The organism is Streptomyces novaecaesareae (genome assembly GCF_000716875.1).
Taxonomy (GTDB): Bacteria; Actinomycetota; Actinomycetes; order Streptomycetales; family Streptomycetaceae; genus Kitasatospora; species Kitasatospora novaecaesareae.
The window spans coordinates 40,527-67,494 of record NZ_JNWQ01000013.1 but is presented as its reverse complement, the minus strand read 5'-3'; the positions used below and the strand labels follow the sequence as shown (position 1 = coordinate 67,494).

The following is a 26,968-nucleotide window of genomic DNA, read 5'->3' as shown; positions in this document are numbered from 1 at the left end:
GAAACACGTGCTCACAGTTCAGCCGGTCCGCGGGCGCCGCATGGTCCGCGAGTTCCTCGCCATGGCCGGCCCCCTCTACCGGGACGACCCGCGCTGGGTGCCGCCCCTGACCCTCGCGGCCCGCCGCTTCATGTCCCCCCGGCACAACCCGTACCACCGAGAAGCGGAGACCGAGCACTTCCTGGCGGTGGACCGCGGCCGGGTACTCGGCCGGATCTCCACCACCCGGGACCCGGGGTACGTCGAGCGCTACGGCGACGTCGGCTTCTTCGGCTGGTTCGAGAGCACCGACGACCAGGAGGTCGCCACCGCGCTGCTGGAGACCGCCGAGGACTGGGCGCGCGAACGCGGGCTGACGAAGGTCGCCGGACCCTACTCCTACTGCAGCACCCAGGAGTTCGGGCTCCTGGTGGACGGCTTCGACACGGTGCCGGCCGCGTTCCAGCCGCACAATCCGCCGTACTACGCCGGACTCGTCGAGGGCGCCGGGTACACCGAGGCCTACCGCACCGACACCTTCAGCTGGGGCCCGGACGACGACCGGGCCATGATGGAGCGGGTCGTCGCCCGCGGTGAGCGGGTGCTGCGCTCCGGTGGCTTCCGGGTGCGCGACCTCGACAGCCGCCGGTGGGACGCCGAACTCGACCTGCTCTACGAGCTGTTCCGCGCGTCGTTCGCGGGCAACCACGAGGTCATCCCGATGAGCAGGCCGGTGTTCGACTACAACGCCTCCGAGCTCAAGGACTTCCTCGACCCGCGGCTGGTCCGGATCGTGGAGCGCGACGGAACCCCGGTTGCCTTCACCATGTTGCTGGCCGACCCGAACGAGGTGCTCGCCGCCGCCAACGGCAGGCTGAGCCCGGGCTTCCTGCTGCGCTACCGCAAACTCCTCCGGCAGATCACCGGCACCGTCGTGCTGATGATCGGCGCCCGCCCGGAGCTGGAGGGCGAGGGGATCGGGCGAATCCTCGCCGCCGAGCTGGCCAAGGTCGCGCTCGGCCGGGTCGGCGGCTACCGGCAGGTGCACACGACCTGGATCCACGAGGAGAACTGGCAGAGCCGCGCCCTCGTCGGCCGCACCGGCGCCCGCCCGCGCCGCCGGTACGTGGTGCTGGAGAAGGAGCTCGGGCCGGTCCCGGGACCGGCCCGAGGCCCGAGGGGCCCCCTGTGACCGGCCGAGTCCTCGTCACCGGCGGCACCGGCAGCCTGGGTTCGGCGCTCGCCCGCCGGCTCCTCGACGACGGTGCCGACGTCACCGTCCTCGTCGAGCAGGGCACCGGCCTGGGCGGGCTGAACGAACGCCGGGGCGCGTTCCGCGTCGTCCAGGGCGACCTGCGGGACGCCGCGAGCCTGGCCCGGGCCGTCCACGGGATCGACGAGGTGTACCACGTGGCGGGGGAGCCCACCCTGCTGAACCGACTGCACCGCCGGATGTGGGCGCTGAACGCCCGGGGCGCCGAGGCGATGGCGCACGCCGCCGCCGAGGCGGGCGTGCGCCGCTTCGTCCACACGTCCTCGGTGTCGGCGATCGGCTACCCCCCGAACGGCGAGATCGCGGACGAGACCTTCGACATCGCGCGCACCGCCACCCGGAACGCCTACCTGGTCACCAAGCGGGCAGGTGAGGACGCCGTGCTCGCGGTCGGCCGGACGACCGGGCTGCCGGTCGTGGTGGTCAACCCCGCGGGCGTCATCGCGCCCTACAGCGACCGGAAGTTCGGCTGGGCGGCGTTGGTCGACAGTGCCCGGCGCGGCCGCCTCCTCGGCTGGTTCCCCGGCGGGGCCGCCGTCTGCACGGCCGACGACCTGGTAGCCGGGCAGCTCGGCGCCATGCGGCACGGCCGCCCGGGCGAGCGCTACATCCTGTCCACCGCCAACCTCGGCTACCGGGAGCTGTTCTCCCTGGTCTGCGACACGATCGGGGCCCGGCGGCCGCGGGTGGCCGTGCCCGGCGCGATGCTTCGCGCGGCGGCCCGAGTCGGCGGGCTGTACGGGGGGCTTGTCCGGGACCCGTTCTGCTCGCCGCTGCTCGTCCCGGAGAACGCCGCGCTGGCCGTCCGGCGGATCTACTACGACCCGGCCAAGGCCCGCCGCGAACTCGCCCTGCCCACCGGAGACCTGGTGACGTCGATCCGTGCCGTCGCCGACTGGCTCGACAAGGAGGACCACGATGTCATGGCCGCACGCTGAGCCGCCCGCGCTCTCCCACGCGCTGGCGGCCCGGGCGCAGGAGCGGCCCGACGGGCTCGCGCTGCGTGCCCTGACCGGCACCGGCACCTGGACCGAGCTGACGGCCGGCGAGCTGTACGCGGCCGCGGCCGGGCTCGCCGAACGGTTCCGCCCGCTACGCGAGGGCCGGCACGGCGGGCGGTTCGTGCTGATCGCCCTGCCCTCCGGCACCGGGTACGCCACCGCCTTCTACGCCTGCCTGCTCGCCGGGGTGACGGCGGTGCCGTTCTTCCCGCCGGGGCTGGTCACGACCCGCGCGGCGGCCGCCTACGAGAGGCGGCTGCGCGACATCCTCGCCGACTGCGACCCGTCCGCGATCGTCGGCACCCCGGACATCCTGGCCGGGCTGCCGACGGCGGACGGCCGACTGCTGGTCGACGGGACGGTCCCGCCCGAGCCCGGCCGGACGAGCCCCGCCGACGTGGCACCCGACGCGCTCGCGCTGCTGCAGTACACCTCGGGATCGACCGCCGCCCCCAAGGGGGTGATGGTCAGTCAGGCCAACCTGGCCGCCAACGTCAGCGGCATCGCCGCCACGCTCGGCTCCGAGCCGGGGGAGGCGGCGACGTCCTGGCTGCCGCTCTTCCACGACATGGGCCTCATCGGGATGCTCGCGCACCCGGTCTGGGCCGGGATGGCCGTCCACCTCATGCCGCCCTCGGCCTTCCTGCGCCGACCGCTGAGCTGGCTGGAGACGATCTCCCGGTCCCGCTCCGCGATGACCATGGCGCCGGACTTCGCCTACGCGCTGGCCGCGCGCCGGGTGCGGCCCGAGGAGGCGGCCGCGCTCGACCTGTCGGGCCTGCGCCACGCGGTCACCGCGGCGGAGCCGATCCGCGCCCGGACGGTGGAGGCCTTCCGGAGCGTGTTCGCCCCGGCCGGCCTGCGCCCCGAGGCGGTCACCCCCGGCTACGGCCTGGCCGAGAACACCCTGAGCGTCTCCTGGGCGGACCCGAGCGCCGAACCGCTGCTGGTGACGCTCCCGGAGACCGGGCGGCAGGTCGTCCCCTGCGGCAGCGAGCCCGTGGTCGGCAACACCCTGGCCATCGTCGACCCCGGGACGCTGCGTCGGTGCCCGCCCGGCGAGACCGGCGAGATCTGGGTGACCGGGTCGAGCGTCACGCTCGGATACTGGCGCCGACCCGAGGAGACCGCGCAGGCCTTCCGGCCGGGCCCGGACGGCGAACCCGGCACCTGGCTGCGCACCGGCGACCTCGGGGTGCTGGCCGACGGCGCGCTCTGCGTGGTCGGCCGTCTCAAGGACACCGTCAAGCACAAGGGGGTGACCCTCCATCTGCACGACCTCGAACAGACCGCGCTCGACTGCACGCCCTCGCTCGGCGACGGCTCCGCCGCGGCCTTCGCCGTCCCCGGCGGCGAGGACGGGCCGCCCCTGGTCGTGCTCGTCCACGAGGTCGCCCGGCCCCCCGCGGACCCGCAGGCCCTGCTGGGCCGGATCCGGGCCGCGATCGCCGAGGAACACGGCCTCGCGCTCGGCGCCGTGGCACTCGTGCGGCGCGGCGCCGTCCCCCGTACCACCAGCGGCAAGGTCCAGCGCCGCCGGTGCGCGGACCGCTGGCTCAGCGGGGAGCTGAAGCCGATCGCCAGCTGGACCAAGACCTCAGGGAGCAAGTGATGACCGTGCCCGCTGTCTCCGAGCGGGAGATCCTCCGCATCCTCCTCGACGCCCTGGCCACCGAGCTTGAGGTGGCCGGGCCGCTCGACCCCGACGAGGTCTTCACCGACCTCGGTCTCGACTCCGCCGGACTGGTCGTCGTCGCCGGGCAGTTGGAGGAGGGCCTCGGCATCGAGGTGCCGCAGGAGCTGCTGTTCGACCACCCGACGCCGCGTCGGCTCGCCGCGTGGCTGGCCAGGCATGGCTGAGGAGAAGGTCGCGGTCATCGGCCTGTCCTGCCGGGTGCCGGGCGCGGAGTCGCCGGACGAGCTCTGGGAGCTGGTCATGGCCGGCCGGGACGCGGTCACCGAGATCCCCGCGGAGCGGACCGCACTCCGGGCCGGCCTGGGGCAGACCCCTGCCTGGGGTGGCTTCCTGGCCGATGTGGCCGGCTTCGACGCCGAGTTCTTCGGCCTGTCCCAGCGCGAGGCGGCGGCCATGGACCCGCAGCAGCGGCTGTTCCTGGAGGTCGCCTGGCGGGCTCTGGAACACGCCGGGCGGCCGGCGCCGCAGCTGGCCGGCAGCCGTACCGGCGTCTACGTGGGGCAGACCGCGCACGACTTCGCGATCCTCTCGGGCACCGGTGAGGCCGATCCGTTCCGCAACACCGGGATGTGTCACGCCGTCACCGCCAACCGCCTGTCCTACCTGTGGGACCTGCGGGGGCCGAGCATGTCCGTGGACACTGCCTGCTCGGCCTCCCTGGTGGCGGTCCACCTGGCCGTCCGGGCCCTGCGGGCGGGTGACTGCGACCTCGCCCTGGCCGGCGGGGTCAACGTCCTGCTGGCCCCCGGACCGCAGCTGGGCGCCCTCGGCCTCACCGCGCTGGCCCCCGACGGGCGCTGCCGGCCGTTCGACGCGGCCGCCTCCGGCTACGTGCGCGCGGAGGGCGCCGGGGCGGTCGTCCTGAAGCGGCTGAGCGAGGCACTGGCCGACGGCGACCCGATCCACGCCGTGGTCGCGGGCACCGCGGTCGGCCAGGACGGCCGGACCAACGGCCTCACCGCACCCAGCGGCCGCGGCCAGCGCGAGGTGATCACGGCGGCCCTGGCCGACGCCGGGCTGACCGGCGCCGACCTCGGCTACGTCGAGACCCACGGCACCGGCACCAGGCTCGGCGACCCGATCGAGGCCCGGGCGCTGGCCGCCGCGCTCGGCGGGCGCCCCGCGCCGCTGCCGATCGGCTCGGTGAAGGCCAACCTGGGGCACCTTGAGGCGGCGGCCGGCATCGTCGGTCTGATCAAGGCCGTCCTGACGCTCACTCACCGGCGCATCACGCCGCTGGTCCACTTCCGCACGCCCAACCCCCGGATCGACCTGGCGGCCCTCGGCCTGCAGGCCCCGACCGAGCCGCTCGACTTGTCGGGCCGGGCCGCCGGGGTCAGTTCCTTCGGCTTCGGCGGCACCAGCGCCCACGTGGTGCTGCTCGGTCCGCCGGCCGTTCCGGGGAGTGCCGAGGAGGGCGGCCGGCTGGTGCTGCCGCTCTCGGCCGGGCACGACGAGGGCGTGGCCCGGGCCGCCGAGCACTACGCGCGGCTTGCCCGGAGCAGCGGCTGGGCGGAGCTGCGGGCGACCGCCGCCGCGGCGGCGGCGCTCCGGACGCACGCCCGGCGGCGCACCGCCGTGGTCGCGGACGACCCCGGGCAGCTGGCCGAGCGCCTCGACGCGGTCGCCCGCGGGCAGGTGCGGCCGGCGGCCGCCGACCGCCGGGCGGTGCGGCTGGCCTTCGTGTACTCGGGCCACGGGACGCAGGCCGAGACCACCGCCCGCCGACTGATGGCGGCCGATCCGGTCTTCGCGGCCGAGGCCGCCCGGTGCGCGTCCATCCTGGGCGTCCCGCTGGACGCGGCGCTGGCCGGCGACGCCGCGCCGGACACCGGCGACCTGGCGGTCGCCCAGGGGCTGATCGTGGCGACCCAGTTGGCGCTCACCGCGGCGCTGGGCGCGGCGGGCATCGTCCCGGACGTCGTCGCCGGGCACAGCGTCGGGGAGGTCAGCGCGGCGGTCGCTGCGGGCAAGCTCGACCTCGCCACCGGCCTGCGGGTGCTGCGCGCCCGCAACGACGCCGTCGCCGGGGCGCTCGGCGGCGGCTCGATGGCCGCGGTGGACGGCGTGGCGGAGGAGGTCGCCGCGCTGCTGCCCGAAGGGGTGGGCGTCGCGGCGGTCAACAGCCCGCGGTCGGTGGTGGTCTCGGGGGACACCCAGGCCCTGGCGCAGGCGATCGGCCGCCTGACCGGGGCCGGCCACCACGTGCGGCCGCTCGACGTGGACTACCCCTCGCACGGCCCGGCCATGGCCGGACCCGCGGCCCGGCTCGCGGCCGCGCTGGGCGACGTCCCGCAGGGCGCCCCGCACCGCGAGTTCTTCTCGACCGTGCTCGCCGGGGACGCGACCCGGGCCCCACTCGACGCGCGGTACTGGGCGGCCAACCTGCGCTCGCCCGTGCGCTTCGCGGACACCGTGGCGGCACTGCTCGCCGACGGGGTCACCCATGTGCTGGAGATCGGGGCGCACCCCGTGCTGTCGAACGCGCTCGCCGAGTGCGGCGCGAGGGCGGTGGCCACCCTGCGCCGGGGGCTGGACCGCGAGGTGCCGGACATCCTCGCCGACCTCTACGAGGCGGGCGTGGTGCCCGCGTTCCCGCTGCCGGCTGGCGCCCGGCGGCTGGCGGCGCGGCTGCCGGTCAGCGCGTTCGACCGCCGGCCCGTGCCCACACCGGGCATCGCGGCCGACCGGCCGGCGCAGGAGCCGGAGACCGTGCCGGCACCGGAGCCGGAACCCGGCGCGGAGCGGCTGCGGGAGCTGCTCGCCGGGCGGACCGGGGCGGAGGCCACCGGGGTGCTCGTCGGCGAGCTCGTCCGGCTGCTCGCCGAGGTGCTCCCCGAGGTGCCGGCCCCCGACGCCGTCTTCGCCGACCTCGGGCTCGACTCGCTGCGCGCCGTCGCGGTGCGCAACCGGCTGGAGCACGAGCTCGGCACCCGGGTGCCGGTTGCCCTGTTCTGGGCGCACCCGACGGCGGAGCGGCTGGCCGCGGCCCTGGCGGCGGAGCTGTGCGCCGAACCGGACGATCCGCTGGCGGAACTGCTCGCGGTCCTGGGAGATCGAGCGGAGGCGGGGAAGTGAACGACGAGACCGCGCAGGCGCTGCGCTCGGCAGCCGCCGAGATCCGCGCGCTGCGGGCCAGGGTGAAGGCGCTGGAGGCGGGCGCGGGCGGCCCGGAGCCGCTCGCGGTGGTCGGCATGGCCTGCCGCTTCCCCGGCGGCTGCGACACCCCGGAGAAGTACTGGGAGTTCCTGGCGGCGGGCGGCGATGCGATCCGCCCGCTGCCGGTGGACCGGTGGAAGGGCGAGCTGCCCGCCGGGGGAGCGGCTTGGGCGGGGACGGTCGACGGGGTCGCCGAGTTCGACGCGGCCTTCTTCGGCATCCCCGAACCCGAGGCGCGGCTGATGGACCCGCAGCAGCGGCTGGTGCTCGAATGCGCGTGGGAGGCGCTGGAGCGGGCCGGGCTGGAACGGCCCGGCCGGACCGGCGTCTTCCTCGGCGTCGCGCACCAGGACTACCTGTTCACCGCCCTCGCCGCCGGCATCCCGCTCAGTGCCTACCTCGGGCTGGGCAACGCCAGGTCGATCATCGCCAACCGGGTCTCACACACCCTCGGCCTGACCGGACCGAGCATCGCCGTCGACACCGCCTGCTCGTCCTCGCTGGCCGCGCTCCACCTGGCGGCGCAGAGCCTGCGGACCGGGGAGTGCGACGTGGCGCTGGCCGGCGGGGTGAGCCTGATCCTCGCCGGGATCAGCACCGAGGTCACCGGCGCCACCCTGCCGCTGGCACCCGACGGGGTGCTCAAGGCACTCGGGGCCGGCGCGGACGGCATGGTCCGCGGCGAGGGCGCCGGCCTCGTGGTGCTCAAACGCCTCCGGGACGCGCAGGCCGACGGCGACGAGGTGCTCGCGGTCGTCCACGCCACGGCCTGCAACTCCGACGGCGCGAGCAACGGGCTGACCGCCCCCAACCCGGTGGCGCAGCGCCGACTGCTGACCGACGCGCTCACCCGCTCCGGTCTGACCCCGGCCGACGTGGCCCTGGTCGAGATGCACGCCACCGGCACCGCGCTCGGCGACCCGATCGAGTTCGCCGCGATCGCCGAGGCCTACGGTGACGCGCCCGACCCGTGCCTGCTCTCCTCGGCGAAGGCCGCGATCGGCCACCTGGAGGCCGCTGCGGGCATCGCCTCGTTCATCAAGGCCGTGGAGTGCGTGCGCCGGGGCGAGGTACCGCCCCAGCCGCAGCTGCGCGAGTTGAACCCGCACCTGGCGCTGGACGGCACCCGGTTCGCCGTCACCGACCGGCGCATCCCTTGGCCGGCAGGCCGCCGTCGGGTCGCCGGTGTCAGCTCGTTCGGGTTCGGCGGCACCAACGTCCACGTGCTGGTCGAGGCGGCGGCCCCGGTGTCGCGGGCACCCCGGCCGGAGACCGGCCTCCCGCTGATCCTGCCGCTGTCGGCCCGCTCCCCGCAGGCGCTGGCGGACCTCGCCGCCCGGTACGCGGACCTGCTCGCGCAGGTACGACCCGAGGACGTGCCGGAGCTGGTGGCCGCCGCGGCCCGCTGCCGCCCGGCGCACCGCCACCGGCACTGCGTGACCGGCCCCACCGCCGACGCGCTGCGCCGCGCCCTGGCCGCTGCGCCGCCGGGCCACGAGCCCCAGCCGGTGGTCTTCCGGTACGGCGCCACGCTGCCGCCGCGGCTGCCGGACCCGGCCGCCGGGCTGGGGCCGGTGGCAGCCGAGGCGGCGCGGGCCGAGGCCGCCTGCTGGGCCGCGCACCCGGCCGAGGAGGGACCGGCCACCGAACTCCTGGTCTGGCAGGCCGCCGCCACCGCCGCCTGGCGGGCCCTCGGGGTGCGCCCGGACGCCTGCACCGGCAGCGGCTCCGGTGCCCGTACCGCGGCCTGGGCAGGCGGTCGGCTCAGCAGGGCCGAAGCCGTCGCGGAGCAGGACGGCCCGTCGGTGGTGCCGGCGGCCCCGCCGGGCCTGGTCGTCGACCTCGGCCCCGGGCCGGCCGGCGCGAACGGGCTCGACGCCACCGAGCCCGCCGCCCGGGCCGCGGTGCTGGCCCGGCTCTGGTGCGCCGGAGCCGAGGTCGACTGGCGCGCGGTGTACCCGGGTGCCAAGCCCACCGCGGCCGTCCCCGGCCACCCGTGGCACCGGCGGACCCACTGGATCGAGCAGCCGCCCCGGCACACCGGAGAGCGGGCGCGGGCCGCAGCAGCGGCCGCCGAGCCCGCCCGGGCCCTCGGCCTGCTGGCCGAACGGGTGGCCGAGCTGCTCGGCGTCACGGCACAGGACCTGGACCTGGATGTGCCTGCCCGGGAGCTGGACCTGGACTCGGTGGCCTTCGTGGACCTGAAAGCACGGATCGAGGAGGAGTGCGGCGTGGTCATACCGATCACGGACCTGATCGACGGGGCCAGCCTGCGGGAGATCGCCGGCCGGCTGCGGGCGGGTGCGGCATGAACCCGCACGTCGAACGGCTGCTGACCGGGCTCGGCCTGGACGTCGCCTACGTCCGGGGCCGGGGCACCCGGCTCCACGACGCCGACGGCCGCGCCTACCTGGACTTCGCCGGCGCCTACGGGGCGCTCCCGTTCGGGCACGACCCCGAGGTCGTGTGGACAGCCCTGGACGGCATGCGGCGGGCGGGCGAACCGAGCCTGACCCAGCCGTCGCTCCCGGTCGCGGCGCGCGAGCTGGCCGACCGGCTGGCGGCCCGGACCGGGCTGCCGCACGCGTTCTTCACCAACAGCGGCGCCGAGTCCGTCGAGGCGGCGATCAAGGTGGTGCGCGCGGCGACCGGGCGCCTCCTTGTCGTCTCCGCCGAGGACTCCTTCCACGGCAAGACCCTCGGCGCGCTCTCCGCGACCGGCCGCGCCACCTACCAGCGCCCCTTCGGGGCACCCGCGGACGGCTTCGTCACGGTGCCGTTCGGGGACGTCGGGGCACTGCGGGCGCTCTTCGCCGAGCGTGGCGGGGAGATCGCCGGGCTGCTGCTCGAACCGGTCCAGGGCGAGGGCGGCGTCCGCCCGGCACCCCCCGGCTACCTGGCCGAGGCGCGCAGGTTGTGCTCGGCCCACGGCGCCCGGCTGGTCTTCGACGAGGTGCAGACCGGGCTCGGCCGGACCGGGCGGATGTTCGCCTACGAGCACGCCGGGGTCGTGCCGGACGTCCTGGCCCTGGCCAAGGCGCTCGGCGGCGGCGTGGTGCCGATCGGGGCCGTCCTCTACTCCGACGACTGCCTCACCGAGGACTTCGCACTGCGGCACACCTCCACCTTCGGCGGCAACACGCTCTGCGCCCGGGTCGGTATCGCCGCCTTCGACCTGCTCACCGCCGACGGCGAGCGGATCGTCGCGGAGAGTGCGCGCAAGGGCGCCCGGCTGCGCGCCGGGCTGCGCAAGCTCGCCGAGGCCCACCCCGGCCTGGTCACCGACGTCCGGGGTGAGGGCCTGCTGCTGGGGCTCGAACTCACCGACGATCCCCGGGAGTTCGGGCAGCAGGGCCTGCTCCGCTCGCTCGCGCACGCGCAGGGCCTGGCGGCGGTCCTCTGCGGCCACCTGCTGCGGGCCGAAGGCATCCGGGTCGCGCCCGCCTACTTCGCCGCCCGGGTGATCCGGGTGGAGCCGCCGCTCACCGTCACCGACGAGGAGTGCGACGAGTTCCTCGCAGCCCTCGACCGCGCCCTCGGGCGGATCGCGGCGGGCGACTCCGCCGCCCTGTTCGCCCACCTCACCGGGGGCGGCCCGGCCGGTGCAGGCGCGCCCGCCCGGCCCCGGCCCCGGCCTCGCCCGGTACCGCGCCGGGACGAGCCCCGCTGGGCGTTCATCGGCCACCCGACCGACGACGAGTCCTACGAGAGCTTCGACCCGGCCCTGGGCCTGCCCGGCCACGGGGTGAAGCGGCTCTTCGACCGGCTCGAACTCACCCGCTCCGCCGACACGCCCGCCGGCATGCTGGTCGGCGCCAGCCGGCTGACCTCGGACGACGGGCGGAGTTCCTACGGTGAGCTGTTCGCGCTCCCCTACGACGCCCGCGCCCTGCTCGACCTGCCGACCGCCCGGGCGGCCGCGCTGATCGGCCGGGCCGTGGCGGAGGCCGCCGAACGCGGCGCGCGGATCGTCGGCCTCGGCGCCTACACCTCCGTCGTCACCGCGGGCGGCACCCTCCTCGGCGCCACCCCCGTTCCGGTGACCACCGGGAACGCGTACACCGCGGCGTCCGCCCTCGACGGCATCGCCCGCACCGCCCGGGACCGGGGCCTGGACCTGCGCGGCGCCCGCTGCGTGGTGCTGGGCGCCGCCGGCTCGGTCGGCCGGGCGATGACGCTGCTGCTCGCCGAGGAGGTCGGCAGCCTGGTGCTGGTCGGCAATCCCCGCAGCGGGCGCGCCGGCCTGGCCCGCCTCGACGCGGTCGCCGCCGAGATCCGCGGCGACCTGGTGCCGGAGACGACCACCGCCGCCGCCGAGGCGATCGCGGGCGCGGACCTCGTCGTCGCCGCCACGTCCAGCCCGGGGCTGCTCATCGACCCCGCCACCCCCAAGCCGGGCGCGATCATCTGCGACGTCTCGCAGCCCGCCAACGCCGGTCCCGAACTCGCCGAGCAGCGGCCGGACCTGGCGGTCTTCGCGGGTGGCCTGGTCGAGCTGCCCGGCCGTCAGGACTTCGGCCTCGACGTGGCCCTGCCGCCCGGCGTGATCTGGGCCTGCACCGCCGAGACGGTGATCCTCTCCCAACTCGACGGTGAGCTCCCGCTCAGCCGGCGCGGCGACCGCCTGGACATCGCCACGGTCGCCCGGCTCCGCACCGAGGGTGCGCGGCTCGGCTTCCGCCTCCACCTCCCGACCCCGCCCACCAGGAGCCACCCATGAACCCGCGACCTGAGGCGCTGCGCGCCGACGTGTGCGTGATCGGCGCCGGCCTCGTCGGCCTGTACAACGCACTCCAGTACGCCAAGCGCGGCATGTCCGTCGTGCTCGTCGACGAGCTGACCGACAGCAAGCGCGCCGACTACAAGGTCGGCGAGTCCCTGCTCGTCTTCTCCAACGCCTTCCTGCGGACGGTCGGAGAGCTGGACGAGGTGCTCTCCAACTCCTTCGTCAAGCAGGGCTTCTGGATGGCCTACGGGCTGGAGGGCAAGGAGGCCTTCGACGACTCCACGTACGAGTGGGGCTTCCTGGCCCAGCTTCCGGACCGCTGGCGCGCCCACGTGACGAGCGAGCCCATGGTCAAGGCGATGGCGGGTGACGTCCAGATCGTCCGGCCCGAGGTCGAGGCCGCGCTGCGGGACGTCGTCGGGAAGACCCCCGAGATCACCTTCTGCGACCGGGGCCTGGTCCGCGACGTCGAACTGGCCGAGGGCGACGGCGACCACCTGGTCACCTGGCGCTCCCGGGACGGCAGGTCGTCGGGGACGGTCGAGGCCCGCTGGGTCATCGACTGCGCCGGCCGCGGCCGGTTGCTGGCCAGGAAGTTCGGCCACGACGTCCCGCTCGACGACGGCTTCACCACCTCTGCGGCCTGGGGCCAGTTCCAGGGCTGCACCGACGAGATCTTCGACGAGCGCTGGGAGTACACCTTCCCCGAGGGCCGGGTGATCCGCCGCGACCTCGACACCGTCCACCTGTGGGGCGACGGCTACTGGATCTGGATCATCCGGCTGACCGAAGGCCGGGTGAGTGTCGGCATCACCCTCGACCGGGCCCGCTTCGGCGAGCCGGCCAACCTGCGCGACACCTTCTGGGAGGTGGTGCGGCGCTACCCGCTGCTGGACTTCCTCAAGCCGGAGGACCTGCTGCAGTTCCACGCCTACAAGGACGTCCAGTACCTCACCGACACCTACGTGTCCGAGCGGCGCTACGCCCTGGCCGGTGACTCGGCCTCGATCATCGACGCCTTCTACAGCCAGGGACTCTCGCTGTCGCTGGCCGGCTCCTGGCACACCGCCAACATCGTGCAGGACGACCTTCGGGAGGGGAAGCTCGACACCGAGTACATCGCCCACGTCAACCGGGCCATGCTCGCCGACTGGCGGCTGCTGCGGACGATGGTCCGCGGCAAGTACTCGGAGGCGCTGCGCGACAGCCGGTTCTTCATCCTCGACCACCTGCTCGACTACCTGATCCTCTCGGCCGTCCTGCTGCCGCGCTACCAGGTGGCCCGCTGGCTCACCGAGACCGGGGCGCGGCCCGAGCTGGAGAACGGCGACCACGTCAAGCTCCGCCGCAAGCTGCGGCGCAGCCTCTTCCTCACCCAGTGCCCGCCGTGGCACGTGCTCGACCCCGCCCGGGTGGCCCGGATCGCGGAGCGCTGGCACGCCGGCCTGGCCCGGCGGGCCCGCTGGCGGCTGGCCAACGGCGTGCGGCTGCGGCCGACCCGGGCGGTGCTGCGCGCGGACGCCGCCGTGCCGAACCTGTGGAAGCTGCCGTTCCTGCGCTGGGTCCGCCGGGGCGAGCTGACCCCGCGGATCCTGCGCGAGCCCGCCTTCGTCCGGGTGAAGGGCACCGAGATCAGCCCCGTGCTGCTGGTGGTGGCCGGGTTCCTGATGGTCACGGTCAACCTGGTGGCGCTCGGCTACGACGTGGCCGACACCGCGGTGCGCCGGCTGTGGCACGCGCTGCGCCGTCCGTTTTCGGGACGGCGACCTGCTCAATTCTGAACGGAAGTCAATTCCCTGAGTTTTTAGATTTGGGCCCAAGCCCGTACTCAGGAGGATTGGATGCGTCGGTCGGCAGGGGAAGTACTCGAATTCGTCACCCGGCTTCTCCACGAGCTCGTTCCCGGCGTATTCGACCCGGCCGTGCCGTTGCGCGAGCAGGGCATGGACTCCATTCTGGCCGCCCGGCTCTGGCTGGAGTCGAGCCTGGAGTTCGACGCCGAACTGCCGGCCGGCCCGTTCGACGACCGGCTGACCGCGGGAGGGCTCGCCGTCAAGGTCGCCGCCGCGCTGGCCGCCGCCGATGCGTCCGGCGCGTTCGGCGCGGCCGGTGTGGTCGAGCACGGCGTGGAGCAGCGGTTCGAGCCGTTCCCGCTCACGCCGATGCAGGAGTCCTACCTGTTGGCGAAGGAGTTGGGCCCGGACGGCTCCGGCTGCCACCAGTACCTGGAGTTCGAGGTCGACGGCCTGGACGTCGGGCGGTTGGAGCTGGCCTGGCGCCAGGTCGTGGAGCGGCACGACATGCTGCGGGCCGCCGTCACCACGCAGGGACAGCAGGTTCGGCCGGACGCGGGGGAGTGGACCTTCCCGGTGCACCGGGACCGCGACCCCGCCGAGGCCCGGGCGCGGCTGGAGAGCCGTGCCTACCCGGCGGGCACCTGGCCGCCCGCGACGATCGAGGTGACGCTCCGTCATGACATGCCTGGTGTCGTCCACTTCAGCCTGGACCTGAGCGTCACCGACGGGCACGGGCTGGCCCTGGTGCTCGCCGAGTGGTCCGAGGTCTACCGGACCGGGACCCTGCGGCCGGCGGCGGGCGGCCCGTCGGCCCGGGACTGCGTCCTCGCGCTGCACGGCCGGCGCGGCGGTGAGCGCCACCGGGCCGACCTGGCGTACTGGACCGACCGGCTGGCCGACTGCCCGGCCGGGCCGTTCGCCGAGCTCACGGACCGCCCCGAGGGGCGGCGCCGCGCCCTCGACGGCACCTTGGCCCCGCAGCTGTGGGCGGCCGCCCGCGACCGCGCCCGGAGCCTCGGCGTCACCCCCAACGCGTTGCTCGTCACGCTCTTCGGCGAGGCCCTGGTCACCGGCGGCGCGGCCCCCGCGCACACCCTGGTCGTCACCACCACCGACCGGCTCCGACTGCCGGCCTCCGCCGCGGCCCTGGTCGGGCCGTTCACCTCCTCCGCCGTGGTCGAGGTGAGCGGCGCGCCGTTCGAGGCGGCCGTCCGCGAGCTCGACGGGCAGCTCGGTGCCGCCGTCGAGCACTGCTCGGTGGGCACCGTCGAAGCGCTGCGCGCGCTGCGGGCCAAGGGCGGCACCCCGCCGGTCCTGCCGGTGGTGTTCACCAGCCTGCTCGGCACCGGCCCGGCCGAGCCCGGCTTCGGCCGGAACGTCACCGCCGCGGTCAGCCAGACCTCGGGTGTGCTGCTGGAGGCGCAGGTCTGGGAGGAGGACGGTGCGCTCCGCTACCGCTGGGACGTCGCCGACGCCCTGCCCGACGAGCACGCCGCACCGGCCTTCGCCGCCTTCGCCAACGCGCTCACCATGGCGGGGCGCGTCCCGGAGCCGTCCGGTGCCGTACTGAACCCGCTCCAGCAGGCCTACTACGTGGCCGAGCGCGGCGGCGACGGCGAACCCTGGCACGGCGCCCGGATGAGCCTGTCGTTCGAGGTCCCGGAGCTGGTCCCGGAGCGGCTCGAAGCCGCGCTGACCGAGATGGTCGACGCGTACGAGGCGATGCGAACCGTCATCCGGCAGGACGGCTCGTTGTGGACGATCCCGCGCGGCGAGGGCACCTGGCGGATCCCGGTGCTGGCCGACGAGGCTGCCTGGACCGAGCTGCTGACGGGCGAGGGCCTGCCGTTCGGCCGGTGGCCCCGGTTCGACGTCCGGGTGAGCGGCTCGACCGTGCACTGCACCTTCGACCTGGCGGTGTTCGACGCGCACAGCATCCACCGGCTCAGCCGCGAGCTCGTCGCCCGGCACTGCGGGTGGACCGCTCCGGCTCCCGTGCCCGTCCGGGCGGTGCCGCAGCCCGCTCCGTGGGACGGCCAGTTGGCAGACCTGCCGACCGGCCCCCGGCTGCCCGCGCCGGACGGCACGGGCGCCCGCGACCGCGCCCGGTGGTCCCGTACGCTCCGCTGGACCTCGGCCGACTCGCCCGACCTGCTGCTGCTCGCGGCCTTCACCGAGGTGCTGGGCCGGCACGCCGCCGACGCCGAGTTCGGGCTCCCGGTGGTGCAGTGGACCGAGGCTCGGCATGCCCGGCCGGGCGAGCACACCGTCCTCGGCTGGGTCCGCTCGGTCACCGGCAGCGACCGTGAGGCGGCGTACGGCCGCCAGCTCGCCGCGCTCCCCACCGGCCGCTCCAGCAGCGGCCTGGGCGAACTGCGCCGCCGCGTCCTGCGCGGGCAGGGGGCGGTCGGCTACCCGGTTGTCTACACCTGCGCGGTCGACGCCCGTGCCCTGCCCGAGGTGCCCGCCACCGGGCGGTGGCTGAGCAGCACCCCGGGCGTGAGCCTGGACTGCATCAGCCTGATCGAGCCGGACGGCACGCTGTTCCTCTGCTGGGACGCCGTCCCCGGTGACTTTGCCGAGGGCTTCCTTGCCGAGGCGTTCGCCGAGTTCACCGCGCTGGTCGAGGAGCGGATCGCCGCAGTGGTGCCGGGCGCCGCGCCCGAGCGCGAGCCGGCCGCGCCGAGGATGCCGGAGGCGGCGGCGCCGCAGGAGCCGATGCCGCGGGAGGAACGCCACCGGATCCTCCACGAATGGAACGACACGGCCCGCTGGTTCAGCACCGAGCGCCTCTGCCACGAGCTGGTCGCCGACCACGCCCTCCGGACCCCGGACGCCGTGGCGCTGCGCAGCAGCCGCGGCACGATGACCTTCGCCGAGCTGGACGCCCTGGCCAACCGGATCGCCTGGCGGCTGATCGAGCACCGGGTCGGCGCCGGGACGATCGTCGGTGTGCGGATGTCCCGGGGCCCGGAGATGGTCGCCGCCGTCCTCGGCATCCTCAAGGCGGGCGGCGCCTACCTGCCCGTCGAGCCGAGCCTTCCGGCGGCCCGTACCGCCCGGATGCTGGAGCTGACCGGCGCCTCGATCGTTCTCACCACGGCCCGCACCCCCGGCACCGCGCTGCCCGATCCGGTCACCGAACTGGCGCTGGAGGACCTTCGCCCGGAGGAGTGGACGCCCCAGCCGCCCCCGCGCTCCACGGCGGACTCCCTCGCCTACGTGATCTTCACCTCGGGCAGCACCGGTACGCCCAAGGGCGTCGCCGTCACCCACCGGCCGGTGCTCAACCTCATCGCCTGGTGCCGCCGGACCTACGACTTCGGCGAGCACGACCTCGGCCTGTCCGTGACCTCGCTGGGCTTCGACCTGTCGGTGTTCGACATCTTCGGCGTGCTCGGCTGCGGCGGCGCCCTCTACCTCGCCGACGAGGAGCAGCAGCGCGACCCGGCCCTGCTGCTGGACGTGCTGCTCGACGAGCCCATCACCTTCTGGAACTCCGCGCCGACGACGCTCGCCCAGGTCGCCCCGCTGCTGCCGACGGCCCGTCAGGGCGGTCGGGACGCGCTGCGGCTGGTCTTCCTGAGCGGTGACTACACCCCGCTGACGCTGCCCGACGAGGTGCGGGCGGCGTTCCCGGGCGCCCGGATCGTCAGCCTGGGCGGCGCCACCGAGGCCACCGTCTGGTCCAACTGCTTCGACGTCGACGAGATCGATCCGCAGTGGCGGAGCATCCCGTACGGGCGTCCGATCGACAACGCCCGCTACCACGTGCTGGACGAGGCCATGCAGCCCTGCCCGGTGGGGGTCGAGGGCGACCTCTTCATCGGCGGCGTCTGCCTGAGCAGCGGCTACCACGGGATGGCCGAGCTCACCGCGGAGCGCTTCGTCGACGATCCGTTCGCGGGCCCCGGGGAGCGGCTCTACCGCACCGGCGACCGGGCCGCGTACCTCCCGGACGGGAACCTGACCTTCCTCGGCCGCCAGGACACCCAGGTCAAGCTGCGCGGCTTCCGGGTCGAACTCGGTGAGGTGGAGCACCGGTTGCGCGAGCACCCGGCGGTCAAGGAGGCGGTGGCCTTGGCGGACGCCGACCGGCTGCACGGCTTCGTGATCGCGTCCGCCCCGGTGACCGGCGCGGAGCTCCGGGCCTTCGTCGCCGAGACCCTGCCGGCGCACATGGTGCCGAACGTGGTCCGGTTCTGCGAGGTCTTCCCCGCCACCTCCAACGGGAAGCTGGACCGTGCCGCACTGCTGAACGGCGGCGGCACCGCCGCACCCGAGTTCGGGGCGGGTGGGAGCCGGGGCACGGAGGGCCTGGCCGAACCGAGCCCGGCCGCACCGGGCCCGGCCGAGCGGGGCATGACCGAGGAGCGCCTGGCGGAGGAGATCGCCGCGGTCTTCGCGGCCCAGCTGGGTCTGGACGGGATCGCCGCCGACGCCGACCTGTGGAACGAGGGCGCCACCTCGTTCACCGTGGTCCAGGTCTCCAACGTGCTGGAGCAGCGGTACGGCAAGCGCATCCCGGTGTCCGCGGTGCTCTCCGAGCCGACCTGCCGGGGCATCGCCAAGGCGCTCGGGGCGGCCGGGGCCGCCGAGAAGCCCGGGGCCGCCGAGAAGCCCGAGACGGCCGAACAGCCGACGGCCGAGAAGCCCGAGACGGCCGAACAGCCGACGGCCGAGGGGCCCGCGCCGGTGGACTTCTTCGCGGCGGACCAGCGCGCCGAGTTCAAGGCGCGCCGACTGCACCTGCGGCAGGACGGCGAGTCGGTCGAGACCGTCCGGCTCGCCTCCGAGCCGCCGACCGCCGAGTACTTCGCCTGGCGGGCGAGCCGACGGGACTTCAAGCCCGGCCCGGTGCCGGCGCACGACCTCGCCCGGCTGCTCGGGCTGCTGCGCAAGGTCACCGTCGACGGCCGGGACCGGCACCTCTACCCGTCCGCCGGCGACACCTACGCGGTGCAGGTCTACCTCCAGGTCGGGGCCGCCGCCGTCGAGGGCCTCGGCGCGGGCAGCTACTACTACCACCCCGAGACCCACGCGCTGCAGCGGGTGAGCGACGCGGGCCCGGAGACCGGTGGGCACTTCTACTACAACCGGCCGATCGCCGACCGGGCACGGTTCACCCTCCACCTGGTCGGCCAGTCGGACGCGATCGAGCCCGTCTACGGCACCGCCGCGGACCGCTTCCTCGCGATCGAGTCCGGCCACATCGCCCAGCTGCTGATGATGGGCCAGGCCGCGTGCGGCCTCGGCCTCTGCCCGATCGGCGAGGTCTCCGAGGCCGGGCTGCGCCAGGCGCTCGACCTCCGGGACGGCCACCGGCTGCTGCTGTCGTTCGTCGGCGGCGGTGCGGACCACCCGGCGGTGGCGGCAACCGGCGAGCTCCCCCCGTTCGCGGCCCCGGCGCCGCGCCCGGACAGCGGGATCGCGGTGATCGGCATGGCCGGCCGGTACCCGGGCGCCGAGGACCTGGACGCCTTGTGGGACACCCTGGTGGCCGGCCGCTCCGCGGTCGGCGCGCCGCCCCCGGGCCGCCCCGGGCTCACCGCCGGCGTCCACGGCTCGTACCTCGACGACGTGGCCTCCTTCGACGCGTTGGCCTTCCGGCTCGCCCCGGTCGAGGCCAAGGCCCTGGACCCGCAGCTGCGGCTGGTGCTCCGGGCGGTCTGGCACTGCCTCAACGACGCGGGGCACAGTCCGGCCTCGCTCGCCTCCACCGCGCCCCGGGTCGGCGTCTTCGTCGGGGCGATGTGGCAGGACTACCAGCAGGTCGGCGCGGACTCCTGGCGGCGCGACGGCGCCGCCCAGGTCACCGCCGTCGCCTCGGAGATCCCCGCCCGGGTGTCCCAGTTCTTCGGCTTCGACGGCCCGAGCCTCGCGGTCGACACCGCCTGCTCCTCGTCCGCGACGGCACTCCACCTGGCGGTGAAGAGCCTGCGGGACGGCGAGTGCGACGCCGCGATCGTCGCCGCGGCCAACGTGGTCGCGCACCCGTACCGCCGCGCCGTCCTGCGGGACGCCGGCCTGCTCGCCGAGAGCGTCCCGACCGGAGCGCTCGACGCCGGGCGGCCGGGTTGGCTGCTCGGCGAGGGCGGCGGCGCGCTGCTGCTGCGCCGGGCGTCCGACGCGGCGGGCGACGTCGTCCACGCCGTGCTGGACGGCAGCTGGATCGGACACGTCGGTGCCGTCGACCGCTACGGGATGCCGGACCAGGCGGCGATGGCGGCCTCGATCCGGTCGGTGCTCGCCGCGGCGGGGCTGGACCCCGCGGACGTCGACTACGTCGAGGCGAGCGCCGCGGGCGCCGCGCTCGCCGACGCGGCCGAACTGGAAGCGCTCGGCGAGGTCTTCGAGCACGGCCCGATGGTCGGCACCATCAAGCCCAACCTCGGCCACCTCGAACCGGCGGCCGCGCTCTCGCAGTTGACGAAGGTGCTGCTCCAGCTCCGGCACGGCCGGATCGTGCCCACACTCTGGGCGGCGGAACGGAACCCGCTGATCCCGTGGGACCGGCTGCCGGTCCGCCCGGTCACCGGCCCGGCGGACTGGACCGGGGCCGGCCGGCCGCGCCGGGCCCTGGTCAGCTCGTACGGCGCAGCCGGCGCGCTCGCACAGATCCTGGTCCGCGAGCCCTCGGCGCGGCGCCGTACCGGCACCGGATCGCCGACCGGTTCACTGGTGCTGCTCACCGCGTCGGACGCCGACAGCCTGCCGGCGGTCGCCCGCCGGATGCTCGGCCGGCTCCCGCGGTGGAGCGCCGAGGCCGACCTGGCGGCGGTCGCGTACACCACCCAGACCGCGTCGTTCGCGCTGCCCGCCCGGATCGCCGTGCGCTGCACCGACTTCGAGTCCCTGGCCACCCGGCTCACGGCCTTCCTCGACGGCCGCCCGCACCCGGACGTTCTGCGCGAGCCGGGCTCCGAGACGCTGGCGGACGTCTGGCTGGCCGGCGGGGCCGTCGACTGGGCCGCGCTGTGGCCCGACCCGCCGACCCGGGTCTCACTGCCGGCCCAGGTCTTCGCCGAGGCACCGCTCTGGCTGGACGCCGAGGACGCCGAGGACGCCGAGGACACCGCCGCGCCCGGCGCCCGGGTACCGGCCGCCCGGGTACCCGCTGTCCCGGTCCCGGCCGGCCCCACGGCCGTGGCGGAGCGGCTGCGGCTGCTGTACGCGGAACTGTCGGAGATCCCGGCCGACCGGATCGACGTCCGCGCGCCGCTCGACGCCTACGGGCTGACCTCGCTCCTGGTGACCAGGCTCAACGCCCGGCTCGCCGAGGAGTACGGCGAGCTGCCCGCCACGCTGTTCTTCCGCCATCCGACGCTGCTCGCGGTCGCCGAGCACCTCGCCGAGCACCTCGCCGAGCGGCGGACGGCGGAGCGGGGCACGGCCGGGCGCGGTACGACCCACCCGGTCGAGGCCGCCGAGCGGCCGGAGCACGCCGACATCGCGATCATCGGGATCGGCGGCCGCTACCCGGACGCACCCGACCTGGACAGCTTCTGGGACAACCTGCTGGAGGGCCGCGACAGCATCCGCCCGGTGCCCGCGGACCGGCCCCGCTCGGACGCCCTCATGATCGGGTCCTTCCTCGACGACGTCACCGCGTTCGACCCGCTGTTCTTCGGCATCACGCCCAGGGACGCCGAACTGATGGACCCGCAGGAGCGGTTGTTCCTGGAGGTCGTCTGGGAGACCCTGGAGAACGCCTGCTACCCGCGCACCCGGCTGGCCGGGCGCCACCGGGGCCAGGTCGGGGTGTTCGCGGCCACGATGTACCGCGAGTACGGCTACTTCGGGGTCGAGCAGTCCCTGCGCGGGGCGCCGGTCAGCGCCGGCTCGTCCACTGCGGGCATCGCCAACCGGGTCTCCTACTTCCTCGACCTCACCGGCCCCAGCCTCACCGTCGACACCATGTGCTCCTCGTCGCTGACCGCGCTGCACCTGGCGTGCGAGAGCCTGCACCGCGGCGAGTGCGAGGCCGCCCTGGTCGGCGGGGTCAACCTCAACCTGCACCCGGACAAGTTCGTGGAGCAGGCCCGGCTCGGGATGACCTCCAGCGACCACCGGTGCCGCTCCTTCGGGGCGGACGGCGACGGCTTCGCCCCGGGCGAGGGCGTCGGCGCGGTCCTGCTCAAGCCCCTGGCCGCGGCCGAGGCCGACGGCGACCGCATCCTCGCCGTGATCAAGGGCACCGCCGTCGGCCACGGCGGTCGGGCCAACGGCTACACCGTGCCGCAACCGCTGCGCCAGGCCGAGGTGATCCGCGCAGCCCTGCGCCGGGCGGACGCGGCCCCCGAGTCGATCTCCTACGTCGAGGCGCACGGCACCGGCACCGCGCTCGGCGATCCGGTCGAACTGGACGGCCTCGGGCTCGCCTTCGGCGACCTGCCGCCGGGCAGCTGCGCGATCGGTTCGGTCAAGTCCAACATCGGCCACCTGGAGGGCGCGGCGGGCATCGCGGGCCTCACCAAGGTCGTCCTGCAACTGCGGCACCGCACCCTCGCGCCGTCCCTGCACGGCGAACCGCCGAACCCGGCCGTTCCGTGGGACGGGCTGCCCTTCCGCCTGCACACCGCCGCCGCGCCGTGGCCGGGCCCGCTGCGCCGGGCCGGACTCAGCTCCTTCGGCGCCGGTGGTTCGAACGCACACGTGATTCTTGAGGAGTACCCGTCGTGACATCCGAAACGCAGGTGGTGGTCCTGTCCGCGACCGACGCGGACCGCCTGACCGCGACCGCGCGGCGACTGGCGGACTTCCTGGACTCCTCCGCCCCGCCGCTGGCAGACCTGGCGGCCACGCTCCAGATCGGGCGCGAGCCGTTCCGGGAGCGGCTCGCGATGGCGGTGTCCTCCCTCGACGAGCTGCGCGAACGCCTCGCCGAGGTGCTCGCCGGCGACCTCGGCCGGGTGCACCGGGGGCGGGCGGCGGCGTCCGGTGTGGTCACCGCCACGGACCCGCAGGAGCTCGCGGCCCGCTGGGTCGAGGGCGGCGACGTCGACTGGACGGCCCTGCACGGCACTCCGGTGGCCTTCGTCGACCTGCCGACCTACCCCTTCCGCCGGGACGCCTACTGGCTGCCCGGGCGGCCCGCCGACCGGCCGGGCGTCCCGCTGCTGGAGAAGCGCTGGGAGCACGCCCTGCCCGAGCCCACGCCGGACCGCGCGAGCGGCACCGTCGTCTGCCTCGCGGACTCCGCTCCGGCCCGGGCGGTGGCCCGGGAGCTCGGCGCCTTCCTCGGCCACGACAACGTCGTGCTGGTCGACCCCGTGCGGCCGGAGCCGGTCGCCGGCCCGGTGGCCGGCTGGATCGACCTGTGCGACCTCGACGCCGACGAGCCGGACGAGGCGAGCTTCCTCGCCCGGGTCCAGGTGCTGCAGCGGCTGCTCACCGGCTCGGGCGAGCTGCGGGCGCTGCACGTCAGCGACGGCCTCCAGCCGGTGGACGGCGCGGCGCCGTCGCTCGCCGGCGCCCGGATGGCGGGTCTGCTGCGGGCGTTGCCCGGTGAGCACCCGGGCCTGTGGACCCGGCTGCTGGACCTCGGCGGGCTGCAGTGGTGGCCGCGCGAGGCGGCCCGGACGATCGCGGCCGAGTGGTTCGGCGGCCGGCCCGGCGCCGAGGTCTGCCTGCGTGACGGCGTCCGCTCGGTCGCCGTCCTCGCCCGGCGGGAGGACGCCCGGCGGGAGGACGCCCGGCCCGTCCCGGTGCGCCTCGACCCCGAGCGGGTCTACCTGGTCACCGGCGGCACCCGGGGCATCGGCGCGCTCTGCGCCCGCTGGCTGATCGGCCGCGGCGCGCGCAAGCTGGCGATTCTCGGCCGCCGACCCAGGGGCACCGAGGCGGTCGCCGGGTTGGAGGCGCTCGGCGCCACCGTGCGCCTGCACACCGGTGCGCTCACCGACCGGCCGGCGCTGGAAGCCTTCCTGCGCGGCGTCCGGGCGGAGCTGGGCCCCGTCGGGGGCGTCCTGCACTGCGCGGGCACCTTCCCCGCGCGGACCACCCCGTTCACGCTCATGGGGCCGGCCGACCTCACCGAGGTCGCCGAGCCCAAGGTGGCCGGACTGTCCGTGCTCGCCGACGCGTGCGCCGGGGACCGGCCGGACTTCTTCGTCCTCTTCTCCTCGCTGGCCGCGGAGGTCCCCGCGCTCGCGGCCGGGGTGACCGGCTACGCCGCCGCCAACGCCTACCTCGGCTACGTCGCCGAGTACCAGCGGCGTTCGGGGCGGCCGGAGTTCCGGGCCGTCGCCTGGCCGAGCTGGCGGGAGACCGGGATGCCCGGGCCCAACCCGGGCGCCCGGCTCGGGATCGGCGACCTGACCGACCGGGCCGGACTCGCCGTACTGGACCGGGTCCTCGTCGAGTCGACGGCCGGACTGCTCGTCCCCTGGCCGGAGTTGACGGAGCCCGCCGAGCCCGCCGAGCCCGCCGAGCCCGCCGAGCCCGCCGAGCCCGCCGAGCCGACCGAGCCGGCGGAGCCGGTGCGGCCGGTGGTCACGTCGGCCGACGCCCCGGCCCCGCGACCGGCGTCCGCTTCGGCCCCGGCTGCCGGAGCGATCGCCGAGATCGTGGCGACCGCCCTGGGCGTCCCGGTGGCCCTGCTCGACCACGACGCCGAGTTCGGTGACCTGGGCGTGGAGTCGGTCATGCTCGCCGAGCTGGTCCGGCGGATCGAGGAGCGGCTCGGCGCGCCGCTGGAGCCCACGGCCCTGCTCGAACACCCCACCGTGCATCAGCTGGAGGCCTACCTGCGGCGGGAGTTCGCCGCCGAGCCGGCGCCGACCGTCGGGCCCGCCACCGCCGAGGCCCGGCCGTCGGGCCGGATCGCGGTGATCGGGATGTCCGGGCGGCTGCCCGGCGCGGCGGACCTCACCGAGTTCTGGCGCAACCTCAGGGACGGCCGCTCCGCGGTGGACGAGGTGCCCGCCGCCCGCTGGGACCACACGGCGCTCTACCCGGAGCGGTCCGTCTCCAAGTGGGGCGGCTTCGTGTCGGGCATCGAGGACTTCGACCCCGAGTACTTCGCGCTCGGCGAGGACGAGGCCCGCTGCCTCGACCCGGCCGTCCGCCTGGTGCTGGAGGGCGTCGCCACCGGGCTCGCCGACGCCGGGTACGGCCCGCGCGAGCTGTGGGGGCGCGAGGTCGGCGTGTTCATCGGCGCCCGGCCCTCCGGCTACGGTCGGCGGATCGGCATCCGGGGCGACAGCAGCGGATTCGGCGCCGACCCGAACTTCGTCGCGGCCCGGGTCGCCCACCAGTTCAACTTCACCGGCCCCAACCTGGTGGTCGACACGGCCTGTTCGTCCGCGCTGGTCGCGGTCGGGCTGGCGGTGCAGAGCCTGCTCTCCGGCGAGTCGCACGCCGCGATCGCAGGCGGCGTCGAGGTGCTCCTCGACGAGCGCCCCTATCTGGAGTTCTCGGCGATCGGCGCGATCTCGCCGCGCGGCCGCTGCGCGGTCTTCGACGAGTCGGCGGACGGCTTCGTGCCCGGTGAGGGCTGCGGGATCGTCCTGCTGAAGCGTCTGGAGGACGCGCTGGCCGACGGCGACCGCATCCACGCCGTGATCGAGGCCGTCGCCACCGGGAACGACGGCCACACCATGGGCCTGACCACCCCGAACCCGACCGCGCAGGCCAAGGTCGTCCGGCGGGCGCTGGCCGCCGCCGGGGTGACCGCCGACCGGATCGGCATGGTCGAGGCGCACGGCACCGGCACGATGATCGGCGACCCGATCGAACTGCGGGCGCTGACCGGGGTGTTCCGCGAGAGCACCGACCGGACGGGCTTCTGCGCCATCGGCAGCGTCAAGTCCGGGATCGGGCACCTGCTGAGCGCCGCCGGCATCGCGGGCCTGCTCAAGACCGTCCTCGCGGTCGAGCGCGGCGAGATCCCGGCGACGCTCAACTGCGAGCACCCGAACCCTCGTTTCGACTTCGCTGCCTCGCCGTTCCACCCGGCCGTCCGGACGACTCCCTGGCCGGCTGCCGGTCGCCGGCTCGCGGGGGTGAGTTCCTTCGGCTTCGGGGGCACCAACGTGCACGTGATCGTCGGCTCGGCCGAGGACCACCAGCCGCGCCGCGCCGCCCTGCCCGCGCCGCGGTTCGAGCGCCGCCGGCTGTGGCTCGACGCGGAGCCGGCCGCGCCGTCGGTGCCGCGGGCCGTCGAGGCCGGGGCCTTCACCCACCGGTCCGTGGTCCGGCACACCGACTTCGTCTTCGAGGACCATCACGTCCACGGAATCCCGGTTCTCCCCGGCGTCGCCCTGCTGGAGCTCATCCTCCAGGCGGTCGCCGCGGCGGGACTCGACCCCGACCGGGCCGTCCTCTCGGACATCCTCTTCATCGACCCGATCCGCACCAGGCCCGGCATGGAGCGCGAGGTCCGGGTGACGGCGGCGGCACCGGACGGCGTCGCGCAGCAGGTCGAGGTGCACAGCAGCGGGCCCGACGGCGAGTGGCGCTGCCACCTGAAGGCCACCCTCGCGTACTCCGACGAGGCGGAGCCGGCGCCGATCGACCCGCGGGCGATCATCGCCGAGGCCGCGCAGGTCCGGGACATGGCGGAGCTCTACGCCCAGGCCCGGGCCGAGCAGATCGTGCACGGCCCCCGGATGTCCGCGGTCGGTGGCCTCCACCTGGCCGGCGAGCGGCTGCTGGCCCGCCTGGACGTCGCGGCGTCCGCCGACCTCGGCTCCATCGCCCTGCACCCGGGGCTGCTCGACGCGTCCACGCTGGTCGCGTTCGCGCGCACCCCGCTGCTGGGTGAGCCGTTCATCCCGGTCTACATCGACTCCTTCCGGGCCCGGCACCGCTCGCGCGGGCTCCGGGGCGCCTGCCATGTGCTGGTGCCGCGTCAGGAGCGGGTCGCCGCGTCCGGCGACGTCATGCACAACGACTACCTGATCTACGACGGGTCCGGGGCGTTCGTGGCGGAGGTCAGGGGACTGGCCTGCAAGCGCATCCGGCACGCCGGGCTGCTCGCCCTGCCGGCCGAGGACGAGCCGTCGGTCGAGGATGCCCTGCCGGCCGAAGACGCCCTGCCCGCCCTGCCCGCTCGGCCCGCCGCGGGCGGCGCACCCCGGGGGTACGCGGCGCGGCTGCGGACCATGCTGGCGGCCCGGCTCGACCAGGAGGCCGCGTCGATCTCCGACACCGCCGGCTTCTACGAGCTCGGCCTGGACTCCGCGGCGCTGCTGGACATCGGCCGGGAGCTGGAGGGCGTGGTCGGCGAGCGGCTGTACCCGACCCTGCTGTTCGAGCACGCCACGATCGCGGACCTGGCCGCGCACCTGACCGCCGAGTACGGCGAGCCGAGTGCTCCCGTGCCGCCCGCCGTCG

10 protein-coding genes (1 of these 10 running past the window's edge) are annotated in these 26,968 nt (G+C 75.5%); all 10 read left to right on the top strand.

What is annotated here, in order from left to right; all coding sequences use genetic code 11:
- The first annotated feature begins 7 nt into the window (after window positions 1-7).
- Tightly spaced (at most 60 nt apart), the 10 genes in view from OP86_RS36465 to OP86_RS38675 form a layout consistent with a single transcriptional unit that may run on beyond the window.
- Window positions 8-1,171, top strand: a complete 1,164-nt coding sequence (locus tag OP86_RS36465) for a GNAT family N-acetyltransferase (RefSeq protein ID WP_157849682.1) — start codon at window positions 8-10, stop codon at window positions 1,169-1,171.
- A complete protein-coding gene (locus OP86_RS07245) occupies window positions 1,168-2,190 on the top strand; it encodes an NAD-dependent epimerase/dehydratase family protein (RefSeq protein ID WP_051829796.1) in 1,023 nt (340 codons plus the stop codon). Before OP86_RS36465 ends, OP86_RS07245 begins: the two co-directional genes overlap by 4 nt.
- Window positions 2,171-3,865: a fatty acyl-AMP ligase gene (locus tag OP86_RS07240; RefSeq protein ID WP_051829795.1), complete on the top strand. Its 1,695-nt coding sequence runs from the start codon at window positions 2,171-2,173 to the stop codon at window positions 3,863-3,865. The genes OP86_RS07245 and OP86_RS07240 overlap by 20 nt, the downstream gene beginning before the upstream one ends.
- Entirely contained in the window at window positions 3,865-4,113 is a 249-nt protein-coding gene (locus tag OP86_RS33385; protein WP_051829794.1) for an acyl carrier protein, read from the top strand. Before OP86_RS07240 ends, OP86_RS33385 begins: the two co-directional genes overlap by 1 nt.
- Entirely contained in the window at window positions 4,106-7,027 is a 2,922-nt protein-coding gene (locus OP86_RS32800) for a type I polyketide synthase (protein WP_051829793.1), read from the top strand. Before OP86_RS33385 ends, OP86_RS32800 begins: the two co-directional genes overlap by 8 nt.
- Window positions 7,024-9,420: a type I polyketide synthase gene (locus OP86_RS07230; RefSeq protein ID WP_051829792.1), complete on the top strand. Its 2,397-nt coding sequence runs from the start codon at window positions 7,024-7,026 to the stop codon at window positions 9,418-9,420. Before OP86_RS32800 ends, OP86_RS07230 begins: the two co-directional genes overlap by 4 nt.
- Window positions 9,417-11,828: an aminotransferase class III-fold pyridoxal phosphate-dependent enzyme gene (locus OP86_RS07225; RefSeq protein ID WP_051829791.1), complete on the top strand. Its 2,412-nt coding sequence runs from the start codon at window positions 9,417-9,419 to the stop codon at window positions 11,826-11,828. The genes OP86_RS07230 and OP86_RS07225 overlap by 4 nt, the downstream gene beginning before the upstream one ends.
- A complete protein-coding gene (locus OP86_RS07220; RefSeq protein WP_051829790.1) occupies window positions 11,825-13,615 on the top strand; it encodes an NAD(P)/FAD-dependent oxidoreductase in 1,791 nt (596 codons plus the stop codon). The genes OP86_RS07225 and OP86_RS07220 overlap by 4 nt, the downstream gene beginning before the upstream one ends.
- Window positions 13,616-13,675: 60 nt before the next feature.
- Window positions 13,676-22,312: a non-ribosomal peptide synthetase gene (locus OP86_RS38680; protein WP_078588637.1), complete on the top strand. Its 8,637-nt coding sequence runs from the start codon at window positions 13,676-13,678 to the stop codon at window positions 22,310-22,312.
- Window positions 22,309-26,968: the start of an SDR family NAD(P)-dependent oxidoreductase gene (locus OP86_RS38675; RefSeq protein WP_157849681.1), read on the top strand. Its footprint extends 18,533 nt past the window's final position; only the first 4,660 of its 23,193 coding nucleotides appear in the window; it begins with the start codon at window positions 22,309-22,311; the stop codon falls past the right edge of the window. The genes OP86_RS38680 and OP86_RS38675 overlap by 4 nt, the downstream gene beginning before the upstream one ends.

Bases quoted from the DNA above. Each gene is read 5' to 3' on its own strand.
- OP86_RS38680 (WP_078588637.1), top strand. From the start codon at position 13,676: ATGCGTCGGTCGGCAGGGGAAGTACTCGAATTCGTCACCCGGCTTCTC.
- OP86_RS07240 (WP_051829795.1), top strand. From the start codon at position 2,171: ATGTCATGGCCGCACGCTGAGCCGCCCGCGCTCTCCCACGCGCTGGCG.
- OP86_RS33385 (WP_051829794.1), top strand. From the start codon at position 3,865: ATGACCGTGCCCGCTGTCTCCGAGCGGGAGATCCTCCGCATCCTCCTC.
- OP86_RS07225 (WP_051829791.1), top strand. From the start codon at position 9,417: ATGAACCCGCACGTCGAACGGCTGCTGACCGGGCTCGGCCTGGACGTC.
- OP86_RS07220 (WP_051829790.1), top strand. From the start codon at position 11,825: ATGAACCCGCGACCTGAGGCGCTGCGCGCCGACGTGTGCGTGATCGGC.
- OP86_RS32800 (WP_051829793.1), top strand. From the start codon at position 4,106: ATGGCTGAGGAGAAGGTCGCGGTCATCGGCCTGTCCTGCCGGGTGCCG.